This window comes from Escherichia sp. E13S3 (genome assembly GCF_004212325.1).
Lineage (GTDB): Bacteria > Pseudomonadota > Gammaproteobacteria > Enterobacterales > Enterobacteriaceae > Escherichia.
Genome location: NZ_RHJR01000001.1, coordinates 129,878 through 146,705 on the forward strand (window position 1 = coordinate 129,878; position 16,828 = coordinate 146,705).

The window sequence follows — 16,828 nt, forward strand, 5'->3', positions numbered from 1 at the left end:
AAACAGGTGCCGCGTCTGATTGTTTGCAGCACCTGTTTGAACCTTACCCCTTCATCCACATCCGAATGCCGTCGAGGAACATCTGGGTTGCCATCATCACCAGAATCAATCCCATCAGGCGTTCCAGCGCGTTCACCCCTTTCTCGCCCAGCAGACGTAAAAATAGCGAAGACTGTAGCAGGATGACAAAGGTGCCGCCCCAGGCCAGCAGCAGAGCAATTACCAGATGTCCCATCTGATTCGGGTACTGGTGAGACAGCAACATTAATGTGGCGAGAATAGTCGGCCCTGCTACTAATGGGATTGCCAACGGCACAATAAACGGCTCTTCACCTGCCGGAAGCCCACTGCTATTGCCTGAAGCACTGGGGAAAATCATCTTAATGGCGATCAGAAAGAGAATGATGCCGCCAGAAATGGAGACGGTTTCCGCCCGCAGGCTAAGAAATGCCAGAATTTTCTCACCCGCAAACAGGAACACCAGCATCACCATGAGAGCAATAAGCAACTCTCGCACCATGATTGCCCGACGTCTTTTCGGTTCTGTATGTTTCAGTACGGACATAAAAATAGGTAGGTTTCCGAGCGGATCCATAATCAAGATCAATAAAACTGCTGCAGAAATGATTTCATTCATAACTCAAGTTCCCTGATAATTGCCGTGGACTTTCTGCGTGCTACGAAAGCAGGATAAGTCGCATTACTGATGGCTTCGCTATCATTGATTAATTTCACTTGCGACTTTGGCTGCTTTTTGTATGGTGAAAGATGTGCCATGAGGACACCGGCACATATATACAGCACACATCTTTGCAGGAAAAAACGCTTATGAAAAATGTTGGTTTTATCGGCTGGCGCGGTATGGTCGGCTCCGTTCTCATGCAACGCATGGTTGAAGAGCGCGACTTCGACGCCATTCGCCCTGTCTTCTTTTCGACTTCACAGTCTGGTCACGCTGCGCCTTCCTTCGGCGGTGCTTCTGGCACACTTCAGGATGCCTTTGATCTGGAGGCGCTGAAGGCTCTCGATATCATCGTAACCTGTCAGGGCGGCGATTATACCAACGAAATCTATCCAAAGCTCCGTGAGAGCGGATGGCAAGGTTACTGGATTGACGCAGCATCGTCTCTGCGCATGAAAGATGACGCCATCATCATTCTTGACCCAGTCAATCAGGACGTCATTACTGATGGATTAAATAAAGGCATCAGGACTTTTGTTGGCGGTAACTGTACCGTAAGCCTGATGTTGATGTCGTTGGGCGGTTTATTCGCCAATGATCTTGTAGATTGGGTTTCCGTTGCAACCTACCAGGCGGCTTCCGGCGGTGGTGCGCGACATATGCGTGAGTTGTTAACCCAGATGGGCCAACTGTATGGTCATGTGGCGGATGAACTCGCGACACCGTCCTCTGCTATTCTCGATATTGAACGCAAAGTCACGACTTTAACCCGCAGCGGCGAGTTGTCAGTGGATAACTTTGGCGTGCCGCTGGCGGGTAGCCTGATTCCGTGGATCGACAAACAGCTTGATAACGGTCAGAGCCGCGAAGAATGGAAAGGGCAGGCAGAAACCAACAAGATTCTCAACACATCTTCCGTTATTCCGGTAGATGGTTTGTGTGTGCGTGTCGGGGCGTTGCGCTGCCACAGCCAGGCATTCACCATCAAACTGAAAAAAGATGTGTCTATTCCGACCGTGGAAGAACTGTTGGCGGCCCATAACCCGTGGGCAAAAGTGGTTCCAAACGATCGCGAAATCACTATGCGTGAGCTAACCCCAGCTGCCGTCACCGGTACGCTGACCACGCCGGTAGGGCGTCTGCGTAAGCTGAATATGGGACCTGAGTTCCTGTCAGCCTTTACCGTGGGCGACCAGCTGCTGTGGGGGGCCGCGGAGCCGCTACGCCGGATGCTTCGTCAACTGGCGTAATGTTTATTCATTAAATTTGGGGCGTAATGCTGCCCCTTTTAGTGCGTAGTACAGGAGTAAGCGCAGATGTTTCATGATTTACCGGGAGTTAAGTAGAGCATTGGCTATTCTTTAAGGGTGGCGGGATATATACGTATTCAATGCCTTACCTGAAGTGAGGACGGCGTAGAGAGGATGCACATAGTGCTGCGCCGTTCAGGTCAAAAAAATGTCACAACCAGATGTCAAAAATTAGTTGGATGGGGTGACACAATAAAACAGGAAGACAAGCATGTCCGATCGTATCGATAGAGACGTGATTAACGCGCTAATTGCAGGTCATTTTGCGGATCCTTTTTCCGTACTTGGAATGCATAAAACCACAGCGGGACTGGAAGTCCGTGCCCTTTTACCTGACGCCACCGATGTGTGGGTAATTGAACCAAAAACTGGACGCAAAGTCGCTAAACTGGAGTGTCTCGACTCTCGTGGATTCTTCAGCGGCGTCGTTCCTCGGCGTAAAAATTTTTTCCGCTATCAGTTGGCGGTTGTCTGGCATGGCCAGCAGAATCTGATTGATGATCCTTACCGTTTTGGCCCTTTAATCCAGGAAATGGACGCCTGGCTGTTATCTGAAGGTACCCACCTGCGCCCGTATGAAACCTTAGGTGCGCACGCAGATACTATGGATGGCGTTACCGGCACGCGTTTTTCTGTCTGGGCGCCAAATGCCCGCCGTGTCTCGGTTGTTGGGCAATTCAACTACTGGGATGGTCGTCGTCACCCGATGCGCCTGCGTAAAGAGAGCGGCATCTGGGAACTGTTTATCCCTGGCGCGCATAACGGTCAGCTCTATAAATACGAAATGATTGATGCCAATGGCAATCTGCGTTTGAAGTCTGATCCTTATGCCTTCGAAGCGCAGATGCGCCCGGAAACCGCTTCCCTTATTTGCGGACTGCCTGAAAAGGTCGTACAGACCGAAGAGCGCAAAAAAGCGAATCAGTTTGATGCGCCAATTTCTATCTATGAAGTTCACCTGGGGTCATGGCGTCGTCACGCCGACAACAACTTCTGGTTAAGCTACCGCGAACTTGCCGATCAGTTGGTGCCTTACGCGAAATGGATGGGCTTTACCCACCTCGAACTGCTGCCAATTAACGAACATCCATTCGATGGCAGTTGGGGCTATCAGCCGACAGGTTTGTATGCGCCAACTCGCCGTTTTGGCACTCGCGATGATTTCCGCTATTTCATTGATGCCGCCCACGCCGCAGGTTTGAACGTGATTCTCGACTGGGTGCCGGGTCACTTCCCGACAGATGACTTTGCACTTGCCGAATTTGACGGCACAAATCTGTATGAACACAGCGATCCGCGCGAAGGCTACCATCAGGACTGGAACACCCTGATCTACAACTATGGCCGCCGTGAAGTCAGTAACTTCCTCGTTGGTAACGCGCTGTACTGGATCGAGCGTTTTGGTATCGATGCGCTGCGTGTCGATGCGGTTGCTTCGATGATTTATCGTGATTACAGCCGTAAAGAAGGTGAGTGGATCCCGAACGAGTATGGTGGACGCGAGAATCTGGAAGCGATTGAATTCCTTCGCAATACCAACCGTATTATCGGTGAACAAGTTCCTGGTGCAGTAACGATGGCGGAGGAGTCTACCGACTTCCCGAACGTTTCCCGCCCGCAGGATATTGGTGGTCTGGGCTTCTGGTACAAGTGGAACCTTGGCTGGATGCACGACACTCTGGATTACATGAAGCTCGACCCGGTTTATCGTCAATACCACCACAATAAACTCACCTTCGGGATGCTCTACAACTACACTGAAAACTTCGTCCTGCCGCTGTCGCACGACGAAGTGGTGCACGGCAAAAAATCGATTCTCGACAGGATGCCAGGCGATGCATGGCAGAAGTTTGCCAATCTGCGAGCCTACTATGCCTGGATGTGGGCGTTCCCGGGCAAGAAACTGTTGTTCATGGGTAACGAATTTGCCCAAGGGCGTGAGTGGAACCACGATGCCAGCCTCGACTGGCATCTGCTGGAAGGTGGCGACAACTGGCATCACGGTGTCCAGCGACTGGTACGCGATCTGAACCATACTTATCGTCACCACAAAGCTCTGCACGAGCTGGATTTCGACGCCTACGGCTTTGAATGGCTGGTGGTGGATGACCATGAACGCTCGGTGCTGATCTTTGTGCGTCGCGATAAAGAGGGTAACGAAATTATCGTTGCCAGCAACTTTACGCCGGTGCCGCGCCATGATTATCGCTTTGGCATTAATCAGCCAGGTAAGTGGCGTGAGATTCTCAACACCGATTCCATGCACTACCACGGCAGCAATGCTGGCAATGGTGGCGCGGTACATAGCGATGAGATCGCCAGCCACGGTCGTCAGCATTCATTGAGCCTTACTCTACCACCGCTGGCCACTATCTGGCTGGTGCGGGAGGGAGAATGACACAACTCGCCATTGGCAAACCTGCTCCCCTTGGTGCGCACTATGATGGCCAGGGCGTCAACTTCACGCTCTTTTCCGCTCATGCTGAGCGGGTAGAGCTATGTGTGTTTGATGCTCAGGGCATAGAACACCGGTATGACTTGCCAGGACGCAGCGGCGATGTCTGGCACGGTTACTTGCCGGATGCGCGCCCGGGTTTGCACTATGGGTATCGCGTACATGGCCCCTGGCAACCTGCCGTGGGGCATCGCTTTAACCCGGCGAAGTTGTTGATTGATCCTTGCGCGCGGCAAATTGAGGGTGAGTTTAAAGATAACCCGCTGCTGCATGCAGGCCATAATGAACCTGATTATCGTGACAACGCCGCCATTGCGCCGAAATGCGTGGTGGTGGTCGATCACTATGACTGGGAGGATGATGCCCCGCCGCGCACGCCGTGGGGCAGCACCATCATTTATGAAGCCCATGTCAAAGGCTTAACCTATCTGCATCCGGAGATCCCGGTTGAGATCCGCGGCACCTATAAAGCGCTCGGCCATCCGGTGATGATCAACTATTTAAAACGGTTGGGCATTACCGCACTGGAACTGTTGCCAGTGGCGCAGTTTGCCAGTGAACCGCGCCTGCAACGCATGGGGCTAAGTAACTACTGGGGCTACAATCCGGTGGCGCTGTTTGCGCTGCATCCGGCATATGCCAGCTCGCCCGAAACGGCGTTGGACGAGTTTCGCGACGCAGTGAAAGCCCTGCACAAGGCGGGTATTGAAGTCATTCTCGACATCGTACTCAACCACAGTGCGGAACTGGACCTCGACGGCCCGGTATTCTCACTGCGCGGGATCGACAACCGTAGCTATTATTGGATAAGAGAAGACGGCGATTATCACAACTGGACTGGTTGTGGTAATACGCTCAATTTGAGCCATCCGGCGGTAGTGGAGTACGCCAGCGCCTGTCTACGCTACTGGGTGGAAACCTGCCACGTTGATGGTTTCCGCTTCGATCTCGCAGCAGTCATGGGGCGAACACCGGAGTTTCGTCAGGATGCGCCGCTGTTTACGGCTATCCAGAATTGCCCTGTGCTTTCGCAAGTGAAGTTAATTGCCGAACCGTGGGATATCGCGCCAGGTGGTTATCAGGTGGGCAATTTCCCACCGCTGTTTGCCGAGTGGAATGATCATTTCCGCGACGCCGCACGCCGTTTCTGGCTGCACTATAACCTGTCGCTGGGTGAGTTTGCCGGGCGTTTTGCCGCCTCCAGCGATGTTTTTAAACGTAATGGCCGTCTGCCGAGTGCTGCGATTAATCTCGTCACTGCGCATGACGGTTTTACGCTTCGCGACTGCGTTTGTTTCAACCATAAACACAATGAAGCAAATGGAGAGGAAAATCGCGACGGGACCAACAACAATTACAGTAACAATCATGGTAAAGAAGGATTAGGCGGTACTCTTGATTTGATTGAACGGCGGCGCGACAGCATTCACGCCCTGTTAACGACGTTGTTGCTCTCCCAGGGTACGCCGATGTTACTGGCAGGTGATGAACATGGTCACAGCCAGCATGGCAATAACAATGCCTACTGCCAGGATAACCAACTAACGTGGTTGGACTGGTCGCAGGCAAACAGTGGGTTAACGGGGTTTACCGCCGCGTTAATCCATTTGCGCAAGCGCATTCCTGCTTTGGTAGAGGATCGCTGGTGGGAAGAAGGCGATGGCAATGTCCGTTGGCTGAATCGATATGCTCAACCTTTAAGCTCGGACGAGTGGCAAAACGGGCCAAAGCAGCTGCAAATTTTGCTTTCGGATCGTTTTTTGATCGCAATAAACGCCACGCTTGAGGTAACAGAGATTGTTTTACCTGCTGGGGAGTGGCACGCCATTCCCCCATTCGCTGGAGAGGATAACCCAGTGATTACGGCTGTCTGGCCGGGACCTGCACACGGATTGTGTGTGTTCCAGAGATGATAAAAAAGGAGTTAGTCATGGTTAGTTTAGAGAAGAACGATCACTTAATGTTGGCGCGCCAGCTGCCATTGAAATCTGTTGCCCTGATACTGGCGGGAGGACGTGGTACTCGCCTGAAGGATTTAACCAATAAGAGAGCAAAGCCTGCCGTACACTTCGGCGGTAAGTTCCGCATTATCGACTTTGCGCTGTCCAACTGCATCAACTCTGGGATCCGTCGAATGGGCGTGATCACCCAGTACCAGTCTCACACCCTGGTGCAGCATATTCAGCGCGGCTGGTCGTTCTTCAATGAAGAAATGAACGAGTTTGTCGACCTGCTGCCCGCGCAGCAGAGAATGAAAGGGGAAAACTGGTATCGCGGTACCGCAGACGCGGTCACTCAAAACCTCGATATCATCCGCCGCTATAAAGCGGAGTATGTGGTGATCCTGGCTGGTGACCACATCTACAAGCAAGACTACTCGCGAATGCTTATCGACCACGTCGAAAAAGGTGCGCGTTGTACTGTTGCTTGTATGCCAGTACCGATTGAAGAAGCCTCTGCATTTGGCGTTATGGCAGTCGATGAAAACGATAAAATTATCGAATTTGTTGAAAAACCGGCTAACCCGCCATCAATGCCAAACGATCCGAGCAAATCTCTGGCGAGTATGGGTATCTACGTCTTTGACGCCGACTATCTATATGAATTGCTGGAAGAAGACGATCGTGATGAAAACTCCAGCCACGACTTTGGTAAAGATTTGATTCCAAAAATCACCGAAGCAGGCCTGGCTTATGCGCATCCATTCCCTCTCTCTTGCGTACAGTCTGACCCAGACGCCGAGCCGTACTGGCGCGATGTGGGTACGCTGGAAGCTTACTGGAAAGCGAACCTTGATCTGGCCTCTGTGGTGCCGGAACTGGATATGTACGATCGCAACTGGCCAATTCGCACCTACAATGAATCATTGCCACCAGCGAAATTTGTTCAGGATCGCTCCGGTAGCCATGGGATGACCCTTAACTCACTGGTTTCCGGCGGTTGTGTAATCTCTGGTTCAGTGGTGGTGCAGTCCGTTCTGTTCTCACGCGTTCGTGTTAATTCATTCTGCAACATTGATTCCGCCGTATTGTTACCGGAAGTATGGGTAGGTCGCTCGTGCCGTCTGCGCCGCTGCGTCATTGACCGCGCTTGTGTCATTCCGGAAGGCATGGTGATTGGTGAGGATGCAGAGGAAGATGCACGTCGTTTCTATCGTTCAGAAGAAGGCATCGTGCTGGTTACGCGCGAAATGCTACGGAAGTTAGGGTATAAACAGGAGCGATAATGCAGGTTTTACATGTATGTTCAGAGATGTTCCCGCTGCTTAAAACCGGCGGTCTGGCTGATGTTATTGGGGCATTACCCGCAGCACAAATCGCAGACGGCGTTGACGCTCGCGTACTGTTGCCTGCATTTCCCGATATTCGCCGTGGCGTGACCGATGCGCAGGTGGTATCTCGTCGTGATACCTTTGCCGGACATTTCACGCTGCTGTTTGGGCATTACAACGGGGTTGGCATTTACCTGATTGATGCACCGCATCTCTACGATCGTCCCGGAAGCCCGTATCACGATACTAACTTATTTGCCTACACCGACAACGTGTTGCGTTTTGCGCTGTTGGGGTGGGTCGGGGCAGAAATGGCCAGTGGGCTGGACCCATTCTGGCGCCCTGATGTAGTGCACGCGCACGACTGGCATGCAGGCCTTGCGCCTGCGTATCTGGCGGCACGCGGGCGTCCGGCGAAGTCTGTGTTTACTGTGCACAATCTGGCCTATCAAGGCATGTTTTATGCACATCACATGAATGACATCCAATTGCCATGGTCATTCTTTAATGTTCATGGGCTGGAGTTCAACGGGCAAATCTCTTTCCTGAAAGCCGGACTGTATTACGCTGACCATATTACAGCGGTTAGTCCGACCTACGCTCGCGAGATTACTGAACCACAGTTTGCCTACGGTATGGAAGGTTTACTTCAGCAGCGTCATCGTGAAGGACGACTTTCCGGCGTACTGAACGGCGTGGATGAGAAAATCTGGAGTCCAGAGACGGACTTACTTTTAGCCTCGCGTTACACCCGCGATTCATTGGAGGATAAAGCGGAGAATAAGCGCCAGTTGCAAATCGCAATGGGGCTTAAGGTTGACGATAAAGTGCCGCTTTTTGCAGTGGTGAGCCGTCTGACCAGCCAGAAAGGCCTGGATCTGGTGTTAGAAGCCTTACCGGGCCTTCTGGAACAGGGCGGACAACTGGCGCTGCTCGGCGCGGGCGATCCGGTATTGCAGGAAGGTTTCCTTGCTGCAGCAGCGGAACACCCCGGTCAGGTTGGTGTACAGATTGGTTATCACGAAGCATTTTCGCATCGCATTATGGGCGGCGCGGACGTCATTCTGGTGCCCAGTCGTTTTGAACCGTGCGGTTTAACACAACTTTATGGATTGAAGTACGGCACGCTGCCTTTGGTGCGGCGTACCGGTGGGCTTGCTGATACAGTCTCTGACAGTTCTCTAGAGAACCTCGCAGATGGCGTCGCCAGTGGGTTTGTCTTTGAAGATAGTAATGCCTGGTCGCTGTTACGGGCTATTCGACGTGCTTTTGTACTTTGGTCCCGTCCTTCACTTTGGCGGTTTGTGCAACGTCAGGCTATGGCAATGGATTTTAGCTGGCAGGTCGCGGCGAAGTCGTACCGTGAGCTTTACTATCGCTTGAAATAGTTTTCAGGAAACGCCTATATGAATGCTCCGTTTACATATTCATCGCCCACCCTTAGCGTAGAAGCGCTTAAGCACTCTATCGCTTATAAGCTGATGTTTACGATTGGAAAGGATCCTGTCGTTGCCAATAAACATGAGTGGCTGAACGCAACGTTATTTGCTGTGCGCGATCGTCTCGTGGAGCGTTGGTTGCGCTCGAACCGTGCCCAACTGTCGCAAGAAACTCGCCAGGTTTACTACCTGTCGATGGAGTTTTTGATTGGCCGTACTCTCTCCAACGCCATGTTGTCGTTAGGTATTTATGACGATGTTCAGGGGGCGCTGGAGTCGATGGGGTTAAATCTCGAAGAGTTGATTGATGAAGAAAATGACCCGGGCCTCGGGAATGGTGGTCTGGGACGTCTGGCAGCTTGCTTCCTGGATTCACTGGCGACTTTAGGGTTGCCAGGTCGCGGCTACGGTATTCGTTACGACTACGGCATGTTCAAGCAGAACATCGTTAACGGCAGTCAGAAAGAGTCACCGGACTACTGGCTGGAATACGGCAACCCGTGGGAATTTAAACGACACAATACGCGCTACAAAGTGCGTTTTGGTGGACGTATTCAGCAAGAAGGCAAGAAAACTCGCTGGATTGAAACTGAAGAAATTCTGGCCGTTGCTTATGACCAGATAATCCCCGGCTATGACACTGACGCAACTAATACCCTGCGTTTGTGGAGCGCACAAGCCAGTAGCGAAATTAACCTGGGTAAATTCAACCAGGGGGACTACTTCGCGGCGGTGGAAGACAAAAACCACTCCGAGAACGTATCCCGCGTACTGTACCCGGACGACTCCACTTATTCCGGGCGTGAACTGCGTCTGCGTCAGGAATACTTCCTGGTTTCCTCGACCATTCAGGACATTTTAAGCCGCCATTATCAGCTGCATAAAACCTACGATAATCTGGCAGATAAAATCGCGATTCATCTCAATGACACTCATCCGGTGCTGTCGATTCCTGAGCTGATGCGTCTGCTGATTGATGAGCATAAATTCAGCTGGGATGACGCTTTTGAAGTGTGCTGCGAGGTCTTCTCTTACACCAACCACACGCTGATGAGCGAGGCGCTGGAAACCTGGCCGGTCGATATGCTGGGTAAAATTCTGCCGCGTCACTTGCAGATAATCTTTGAAATCAATGACTATTTCCTGAAAACCTTGCAAGAGCAGTATCCGAACGACACTGACCTGCTGGGACGGGCGTCAATCATTGATGAATCCAACGGGCGTCGTGTGCGGATGGCCTGGCTGGCGGTTGTCGTGAGTCATAAAGTTAACGGTGTTTCAGAGTTGCACTCTAACTTGATGGTGCAGTCGCTGTTTGCTGATTTTGCGAAAATCTTCCCGGGTCGTTTCACCAACGTTACCAACGGTGTGACGCCGCGTCGCTGGCTGGCGGTAGCGAACCCATCGCTTTCAGCTGTGCTGGACGAACACCTGGGCCGTAACTGGCGCACCGACCTTAGCCTGCTGAGCGAGCTGCAACAGCATTGTGATTTCCCGATGGTCAACCATGCGGTGCATCAGGCGAAGCTGGATAACAAAAAACGTCTGGCCGAGTACATCGCCCAGCAGTTGAATGTGGTGGTGAATCCGAAGGCGCTGTTTGATGTGCAGATCAAACGTATTCACGAATACAAACGTCAATTGATGAATGTGTTGCACGTTATCACTCGTTATAACCGTATCAAGGCCGATCCGGATGCTAATTGGGTGCCGCGCGTGAATATTTTTGGCGGCAAGGCTGCTTCGGCTTATTACATGGCGAAGCACATTATCCATTTGATCAACGATGTAGCTAAAGTGATCAACAACGATCCGCAGATTGGCGACAAGTTGAAAGTGGTGTTTATCCCGAACTACAGCGTTAGTCTTGCGCAGTTGATCATTCCGGCGGCCGATCTGTCTGAACAGATTTCGCTGGCGGGGACGGAAGCCTCCGGCACCAGTAACATGAAGTTTGCCCTTAACGGCGCGCTGACTATCGGTACGCTGGACGGTGCGAACGTCGAAATGCTGGATCATGTCGGTGATGACAATATCTTTATCTTTGGTAACACAGCGGAAGAAGTGGAAGAACTGCGTCGTCAGGGTTACAAACCGCGTGAATACTACGAGAAAGATGAAGAGCTGCATCAGGTGCTGACGCAAATCGGCAGCGGTGTATTCAGCCCTGAAGACCCAGGCCGTTACCGCGATCTGGTTGATTCGCTGATCAACTTTGGCGACCACTATCAGGTACTGGCGGATTATCGCAGCTATGTCGATTGTCAGGATAAAGTCGACGAACTCTACGAGCGTCAGGAAGAGTGGACTGCCAAAGCGATGCTGAACATCGCCAATATGGGCTACTTCTCTTCAGACCGTACGATCAAAGAGTACGCCGATCATATCTGGCATATTGATCCAGTGAGATTGTAAGTTCGTAAAGTGATAACTGCCGTGTGTTCCCTTAAAGCTATCGTTAATGGGCACACGGCATTTTTATATCAGATAAACGATATGTTATGACAATTTACATACAGTATCGATATATAATTAATATTTATTAATTCTTAATAAAAATCCTCATCTGAGTATGTATCATATAATAAGCATTATAAGTGACTAATAAATTATTTATTATATTTATATATTGCCGCGCTCCTCAGTTATACTGCCTAAAATAAATCTCTTTGTTTTCAAATGACTGTATTTTTATATAAAGTCAATCATTGCGAGCATGGATTCTTTTAGTTACATTACCAGGCTGCTTATATAATATTTTCCAGCCATTATATCTCTTAATTTTCTGGGGTTAACCACACCAGCTTTATTCATTTAAATAATGTGCTTTGTTAAAGCTGAATGTAAAAATAATCGCCAATATTGCTTGGATTTTTTAACAAAAGGAAAGGTATAAATGAAATTCAATCTATCTAATTTATCCGTGGTTTTACTCGCATCAGGTATGCTGATGTCAACTGCGGTAACCGCTGCGCCAGACGATGCATCACAATTTGGTGGTGCGGATAAAAACTGGAGCACCGTTGATTATCCAAAACTCACCGATATGGATGACAACACTGATGCGATGGGCGGAAACATTCGCTTTACTGGTCGAGTGGTTAAAGCGACGTGTAAGGTCGCTACAGAATCAAAACAGATTGAAGTGGTACTGCCAGTCGTACCTTCTAACGCTTTCACGGGCATTGATACCGAAGCGACGGGCGCCAGTAACCAGACTGACTTCAACATTAAACTGACCGACTGTAGCAATACGGACAGTCAAAACATTGAATTTCGTTTTACTGGCGTAGCAGACAGTGCCAACCAGACGCTTGCCAATGAAGTTGAAGGGGCCGCTGATGCTGATAGTACTGGCGAAGCAGGTGCAACAGGTGTAGGGATTCGTATTTATTCTAAAAATACGACAACTAATGGCCTGATTAAACTGAATACACAAACTCCTCAGGGGAGTAGTTCTTCGGCAGCCTACGTGATTCCTGGCGATGCAGCCACTCATGATTTTACTGCCGCATTTACCGCAGGCTATGCGCAGAACGGTAGTTCCGTTGCACCAGGTCTGGTGAAAGCTACGGCAAGTTTCGTCGTGCTGTACGAATAATTACAGCAAAATAATTTCAGGTTACAGTTACTTGTAGCCTGAAATTAATATTACGTGTTTATTTATAATGAATATACACGCATCAGTAATTGTAATTAAATTTCATCTACAAGGATGCAGTATGAGATGGATTTCAAAAAATAAATTTTTAGCCAATAGAAATATAAATTCTTTGCTAAAGACTCAATATGCCATAAGAGCAGCGGTTCTATTTTTGCTGTCCGCCATATCTGTCAATGCTATGGCAGCGGGTGGTTTCGGTCTTGGTTCTACGCGTCTGGTTTATCCATCTGACAGTCAGCAAATTACGTTAAGTGTACAGAATGGTGGGGCTAACACCAGCTATTTAATCCAGTCATGGATTGATGACAATCAAAGCAGTAAAAAAAGTCAGGATTTTGTGGTTACGCCTCCTTTATTTATGTTGCCAACGCGAAAAGAAGCCTCATTGAGGATAATGTTTATTGGTAAATCACAGTTACCGACTGATCGCGAAACATTATTCTGGATGAATGTGAAAGCGATTCCGCCAACGGATGAGAAGAATACCCAGAAAAACACGTTACAACTGGCGTTACAAAACAGAATTAAATTATTTTACCGTCCGAATAATTTACCCGTTCAAGCTGGTAAAGCACGGGATATGCTGCGATTTAAATACGAAGGTAAACAGCTGAGAGTCATTAACCCTTCTCCCTATTATCTGACGGTGACTGGAATCAGGGTGCAAGGGGCAAAATTACCCAATGCGTTTGTTCCACCGAAAAGTGACGTAACAGTGTCTTCACCAGTGACGTTAGCCGGTGAAATTACTTATCAAACTATCAATGATTACGGTGCCACAACGGCCAGGCAAAAGGGAACGATGCAATAAACCTGGAAGATTAAAACGTTAAAGCAACTCAGGTCAGGGATATGAACCTAAAGCTCATAAAACTCGAACACAGGATGGCAAGGCACAAGCAGATGAGGCGGTGTATGCTGCTTCTACTGACACTTTTGCCTACGTGTTCAGTGGCGGGTATGCGCTTTAACCCTGCATTCCTGTCGGGTGATACTGAAGCTGTTGCTGATTTATCTCGTTTTGAGAAAGGGATGACGTATCTTCCTGGTAGCTATGAGGTTGAAATATGGGTCAATGATTCGCCTTTGACATCACGTAAGGTTACTTTCAAAGCTGATGATCAGAATCAGTTGATCCCCTGTTTTTCGCTCGATGAGTTAGTTACTTTAGGAATTAACAAAAGTGCATTGCCGGAGCAGGCGCAAGCAGAGGGGAATAATTGTCTCGATTTACGTATATGGTTTGCAGAAGTTCAATATACTCCTGAACTGGATGCGCAACGACTCAAACTGACCTTTCCGCAGGCAATATTAAAGCATGAAGCACGTGGTTATATTCCACCTGAGGAATGGGATAATGGTATCCCAGCCATTCTTATTAATTATGATTTTTCTGGCAACAGCGATCGTGGAGACTATGCGTCTGATAGTTATTATTTAAATCTTCGTTCAGGTTTAAACTTAGGAGCGTGGCGTTTTCGTGATTATTCTACATGGAGTCGTTCAGGTAATTCACCGGGTAAAATTGCACATGTGAGTAGTACGTTACAACGGGTCATTATTCCGTTCAAAAGTGAATTAACACTGGGTGATACCTGGTCTTCATCAGATGTTTTCGACAGCGTGAGTATTCGGGGTGTCAAACTTGAGTCCGATGAAAACATGCTGCCGGATAGCCAAAGTGGCTTTGCCCCGACTGTGCGCGGCATTGCTAAAAGTAATGCCCAGGTCACGATTAAACAAAATGGCTATGTTATTTATCAGACATATACTCCCCCTGGGCCTTTTGAAATCAACGATCTGAACCCTACGTCTTCCGCAGGGGATTTAGAAGTTACGATCAAAGAGTCTGATAATTCCGAAACTATCTATACCATTCCTTACGCCGCTGTACCCATCCTTCAACGCGAAGGACATATTAAATATTCCGCAACTGCCGGTAAATATCGTAGTAATAGCTATAATCAAAACAATCCGAATATCTTTCAAGGAGATTTGATTTGGGGGTTACCCTGGGATATTACTGCCTATGGAGGAATACAATACTCTAATAATTATCGGGCAATAGCACTCGGGCTTGGGTTCAACCTTGGTATGTTTGGAGCGACCTCATTTGATTTGACACAAGCCAATAGCACGCTTGCTGATGGCAGTAAACATCAAGGGCAATCGTACCGTTTTCTATACTCAAAATCGTTAGTGCAAACAGGTACGGCTTTTCAGATTATTGGTTATCGTTACTCGACGGAGGGATTTTATTCGTTGAGTGATACGACATACAAACAAATGTCGGGTACGGTTATCGATCCAGATACCCTTAATGAAAAAGACTATGTTTATAACTGGAATGATTTTTATAATTTACGTTATAACAAAAGAGGAAAATTTCAGGCGAATATATCACAACCATTGGGTGAATATGGCTCTATGTATTTGGCAGCGAGTCAACAAACTTACTGGAATACGAATAATAAAGATACCTTATACCAGGTTGGCTATAATACGAGTGTGCATGGGGTTTATTTAAATATTGCTTATAATTACAGCAAATCACCAGGTTCAGATGCGGACAGAATCTTATTCGTCAACATATCATTGCCGATCAGCAATTGGTTATCACCAGCAGTCGATGGGCGCACTGCGACAAATTCTATGACTGCGACCTATGGTTACAGTCAAGATAATAGCGGTCATGTGAATCAGTATGCTGGAGTATCTGGTTCACTGCTGGAACAACATAATCTCAACTATAATATTCAACAAAATTTTGCCAACCAGAATAATGGCGAAAATGGCTCGGTAGGGTTAAATTACCGCGGTACTTATGGTTCACTAAATTCCGGATACAGCTACGATAATAATGGTAACCAGCAATTTAACTATGGTTTAAGTGGTGCCATGGTTGTTCACGAAAATGGTTTAACGCTAAGTCAGCCGTTAGGTGAAACAAATATACTGATAAAAGCACCAGGAGCAAACAATGTAAATGTGGAGCGCGGAACGGGGGTTAAAACAGACTGGCGTGGCTATGCTGTCGTGCCTTATGCCACGGAATATCGGCGTAATAATATCTCTTTAGACCCTATGTCTATGAGCATGCATACAGAATTAGATGCCACTACTATGGAAGTGATACCCAGTAAAGGTGCTTTAGTTCGCGCTGAGTTTAATGCACATGTCGGTATTCGTGGTTTATTTAATGTTCACTATCGTAATAAACCAGTTCCATTTGGTGCGACGGCCAGTGTACCCACTGAGGGGACCACTCAGATTACAGGAATAGTGGGTGACAGTGGGCAGGTTTATCTCTCCGGTTTGCCTTTACAAGGCATAATAAATATACAGTGGGGAGAAAGTTCTTATCAGCAATGTCAGGCAAGCTATCAATTACCAGAAAGCGAGCTGGATAATGCCATTAGCTATGCAAATCTGGAGTGCCGCTAATGAATATATTACAGAAATTTATTCTATTAATTTTTACATCATTGTTCATGATGGTGATTTCATGTAACGCACTGGCTAACGATACCGTAATAGTCACATTTACAGGTCAATTACTGGCAAAAACGTGTGATATTACAGCTGGAAGTAAAGACCAGCCAGTAAACATGGGAACTTATGACGTCAATGATTTTATGAATGTAGGGGATGTTTCTGACAGCCATACATTTACGATCAATCTGGAAGGATGTCCTACAACAACCAGTACTGTTTATAGTTCAGGAGTAAGTGCTAATGTGAGGTTTACTGGAGATACTGATGCTATTAATACCACTTATTACGCCTTACTTCCAGTGCAGATAGTGCAACTGGAGTGGGCGTCGAAATTTTAGATAGCAATGATAAAATTATAGCGATTAATAGTGAGTCAGGGTTCAAAGAATTAATTTTAGATAATAATGGCGATGCCAGTTTAGCCTTTAAACTCCGCTATAAGTCAACTCAGCAAAACGTACATGCGGGGCAGGCGAATGCGCTGTTGTACTTTGATATAGATTATCAGTGAG

Annotated in this window: 10 protein-coding genes and 1 pseudogene; 10 read left to right on the plus strand and 1 reads right to left on the minus strand. The window is 48.3% G+C overall.

Annotated elements, in window-relative coordinates:
* Positions 1-43: 43 nt before the first annotated feature.
* Positions 44-637, minus strand: coding sequence for an NAAT family transporter YhgN (gene yhgN / locus D9597_RS00660; protein WP_130217718.1), 594 nt, complete (start codon positions 635-637; stop codon positions 44-46).
* 191 nt (positions 638-828) lie between these two features.
* Between yhgN and asd the strand changes: the two genes are divergently transcribed.
* From asd to D9597_RS23475, 10 genes and pseudogenes are all read left to right on the plus strand, one after another.
* Positions 829-1,932, plus strand: coding sequence for an aspartate-semialdehyde dehydrogenase (gene asd / locus D9597_RS00665; RefSeq protein ID WP_130221369.1), 1,104 nt, complete (start codon positions 829-831; stop codon positions 1,930-1,932).
* Positions 1,933-2,203: 271 nt separating this feature from the next.
* Complete coding sequence (glgB, locus tag D9597_RS00670) at positions 2,204-4,390, plus strand: 1,4-alpha-glucan branching enzyme (RefSeq protein WP_130209043.1); 2,187 nt, start codon at positions 2,204-2,206, stop codon at positions 4,388-4,390.
* Positions 4,387-6,360, plus strand: coding sequence for a glycogen debranching protein GlgX (gene glgX / locus D9597_RS00675; protein WP_130209041.1), 1,974 nt, complete (start codon positions 4,387-4,389; stop codon positions 6,358-6,360). The genes glgB and glgX overlap by 4 nt, the downstream gene beginning before the upstream one ends.
* Before the next feature lie 17 nt (positions 6,361-6,377).
* Positions 6,378-7,673: a glucose-1-phosphate adenylyltransferase gene (glgC, locus tag D9597_RS00680; RefSeq protein ID WP_130217714.1), complete on the plus strand. Its 1,296-nt coding sequence runs from the start codon at positions 6,378-6,380 to the stop codon at positions 7,671-7,673.
* A complete protein-coding gene (gene glgA, locus D9597_RS00685; RefSeq protein ID WP_130221370.1) occupies positions 7,673-9,106 on the plus strand; it encodes a glycogen synthase GlgA in 1,434 nt (477 codons plus the stop codon). The genes glgC and glgA overlap by 1 nt, the downstream gene beginning before the upstream one ends.
* A gap of 18 nt (positions 9,107-9,124) precedes the next feature.
* Positions 9,125-11,572: a glycogen phosphorylase gene (gene glgP / locus D9597_RS00690; RefSeq protein WP_130221371.1), complete on the plus strand. Its 2,448-nt coding sequence runs from the start codon at positions 9,125-9,127 to the stop codon at positions 11,570-11,572.
* A gap of 481 nt (positions 11,573-12,053) precedes the next feature.
* Positions 12,054-12,758, plus strand: a complete 705-nt coding sequence (locus tag D9597_RS00695) for a fimbrial protein (RefSeq protein WP_130221372.1) — start codon at positions 12,054-12,056, stop codon at positions 12,756-12,758.
* A gap of 121 nt (positions 12,759-12,879) precedes the next feature.
* Positions 12,880-13,632 carry a fimbria/pilus periplasmic chaperone gene (locus D9597_RS00700; RefSeq protein ID WP_130221373.1) on the plus strand — a complete coding sequence of 251 codons (753 nt, stop codon included), beginning with the start codon at positions 12,880-12,882 and terminating at the stop codon, positions 13,630-13,632.
* 41 nt (positions 13,633-13,673) lie between these two features.
* On the plus strand, positions 13,674-16,265 hold the full coding sequence (locus D9597_RS00705; RefSeq protein ID WP_165383524.1) for a fimbrial biogenesis usher protein: 2,592 nt from the start codon (positions 13,674-13,676) through the stop codon (positions 16,263-16,265).
* Positions 16,265-16,827, plus strand: a pseudogene (locus D9597_RS23475) (fimbrial protein). Before D9597_RS00705 ends, D9597_RS23475 begins: the two are co-directional and overlap by 1 nt.
* The last annotated feature ends 1 nt before the right edge of the window (position 16,828 follow it).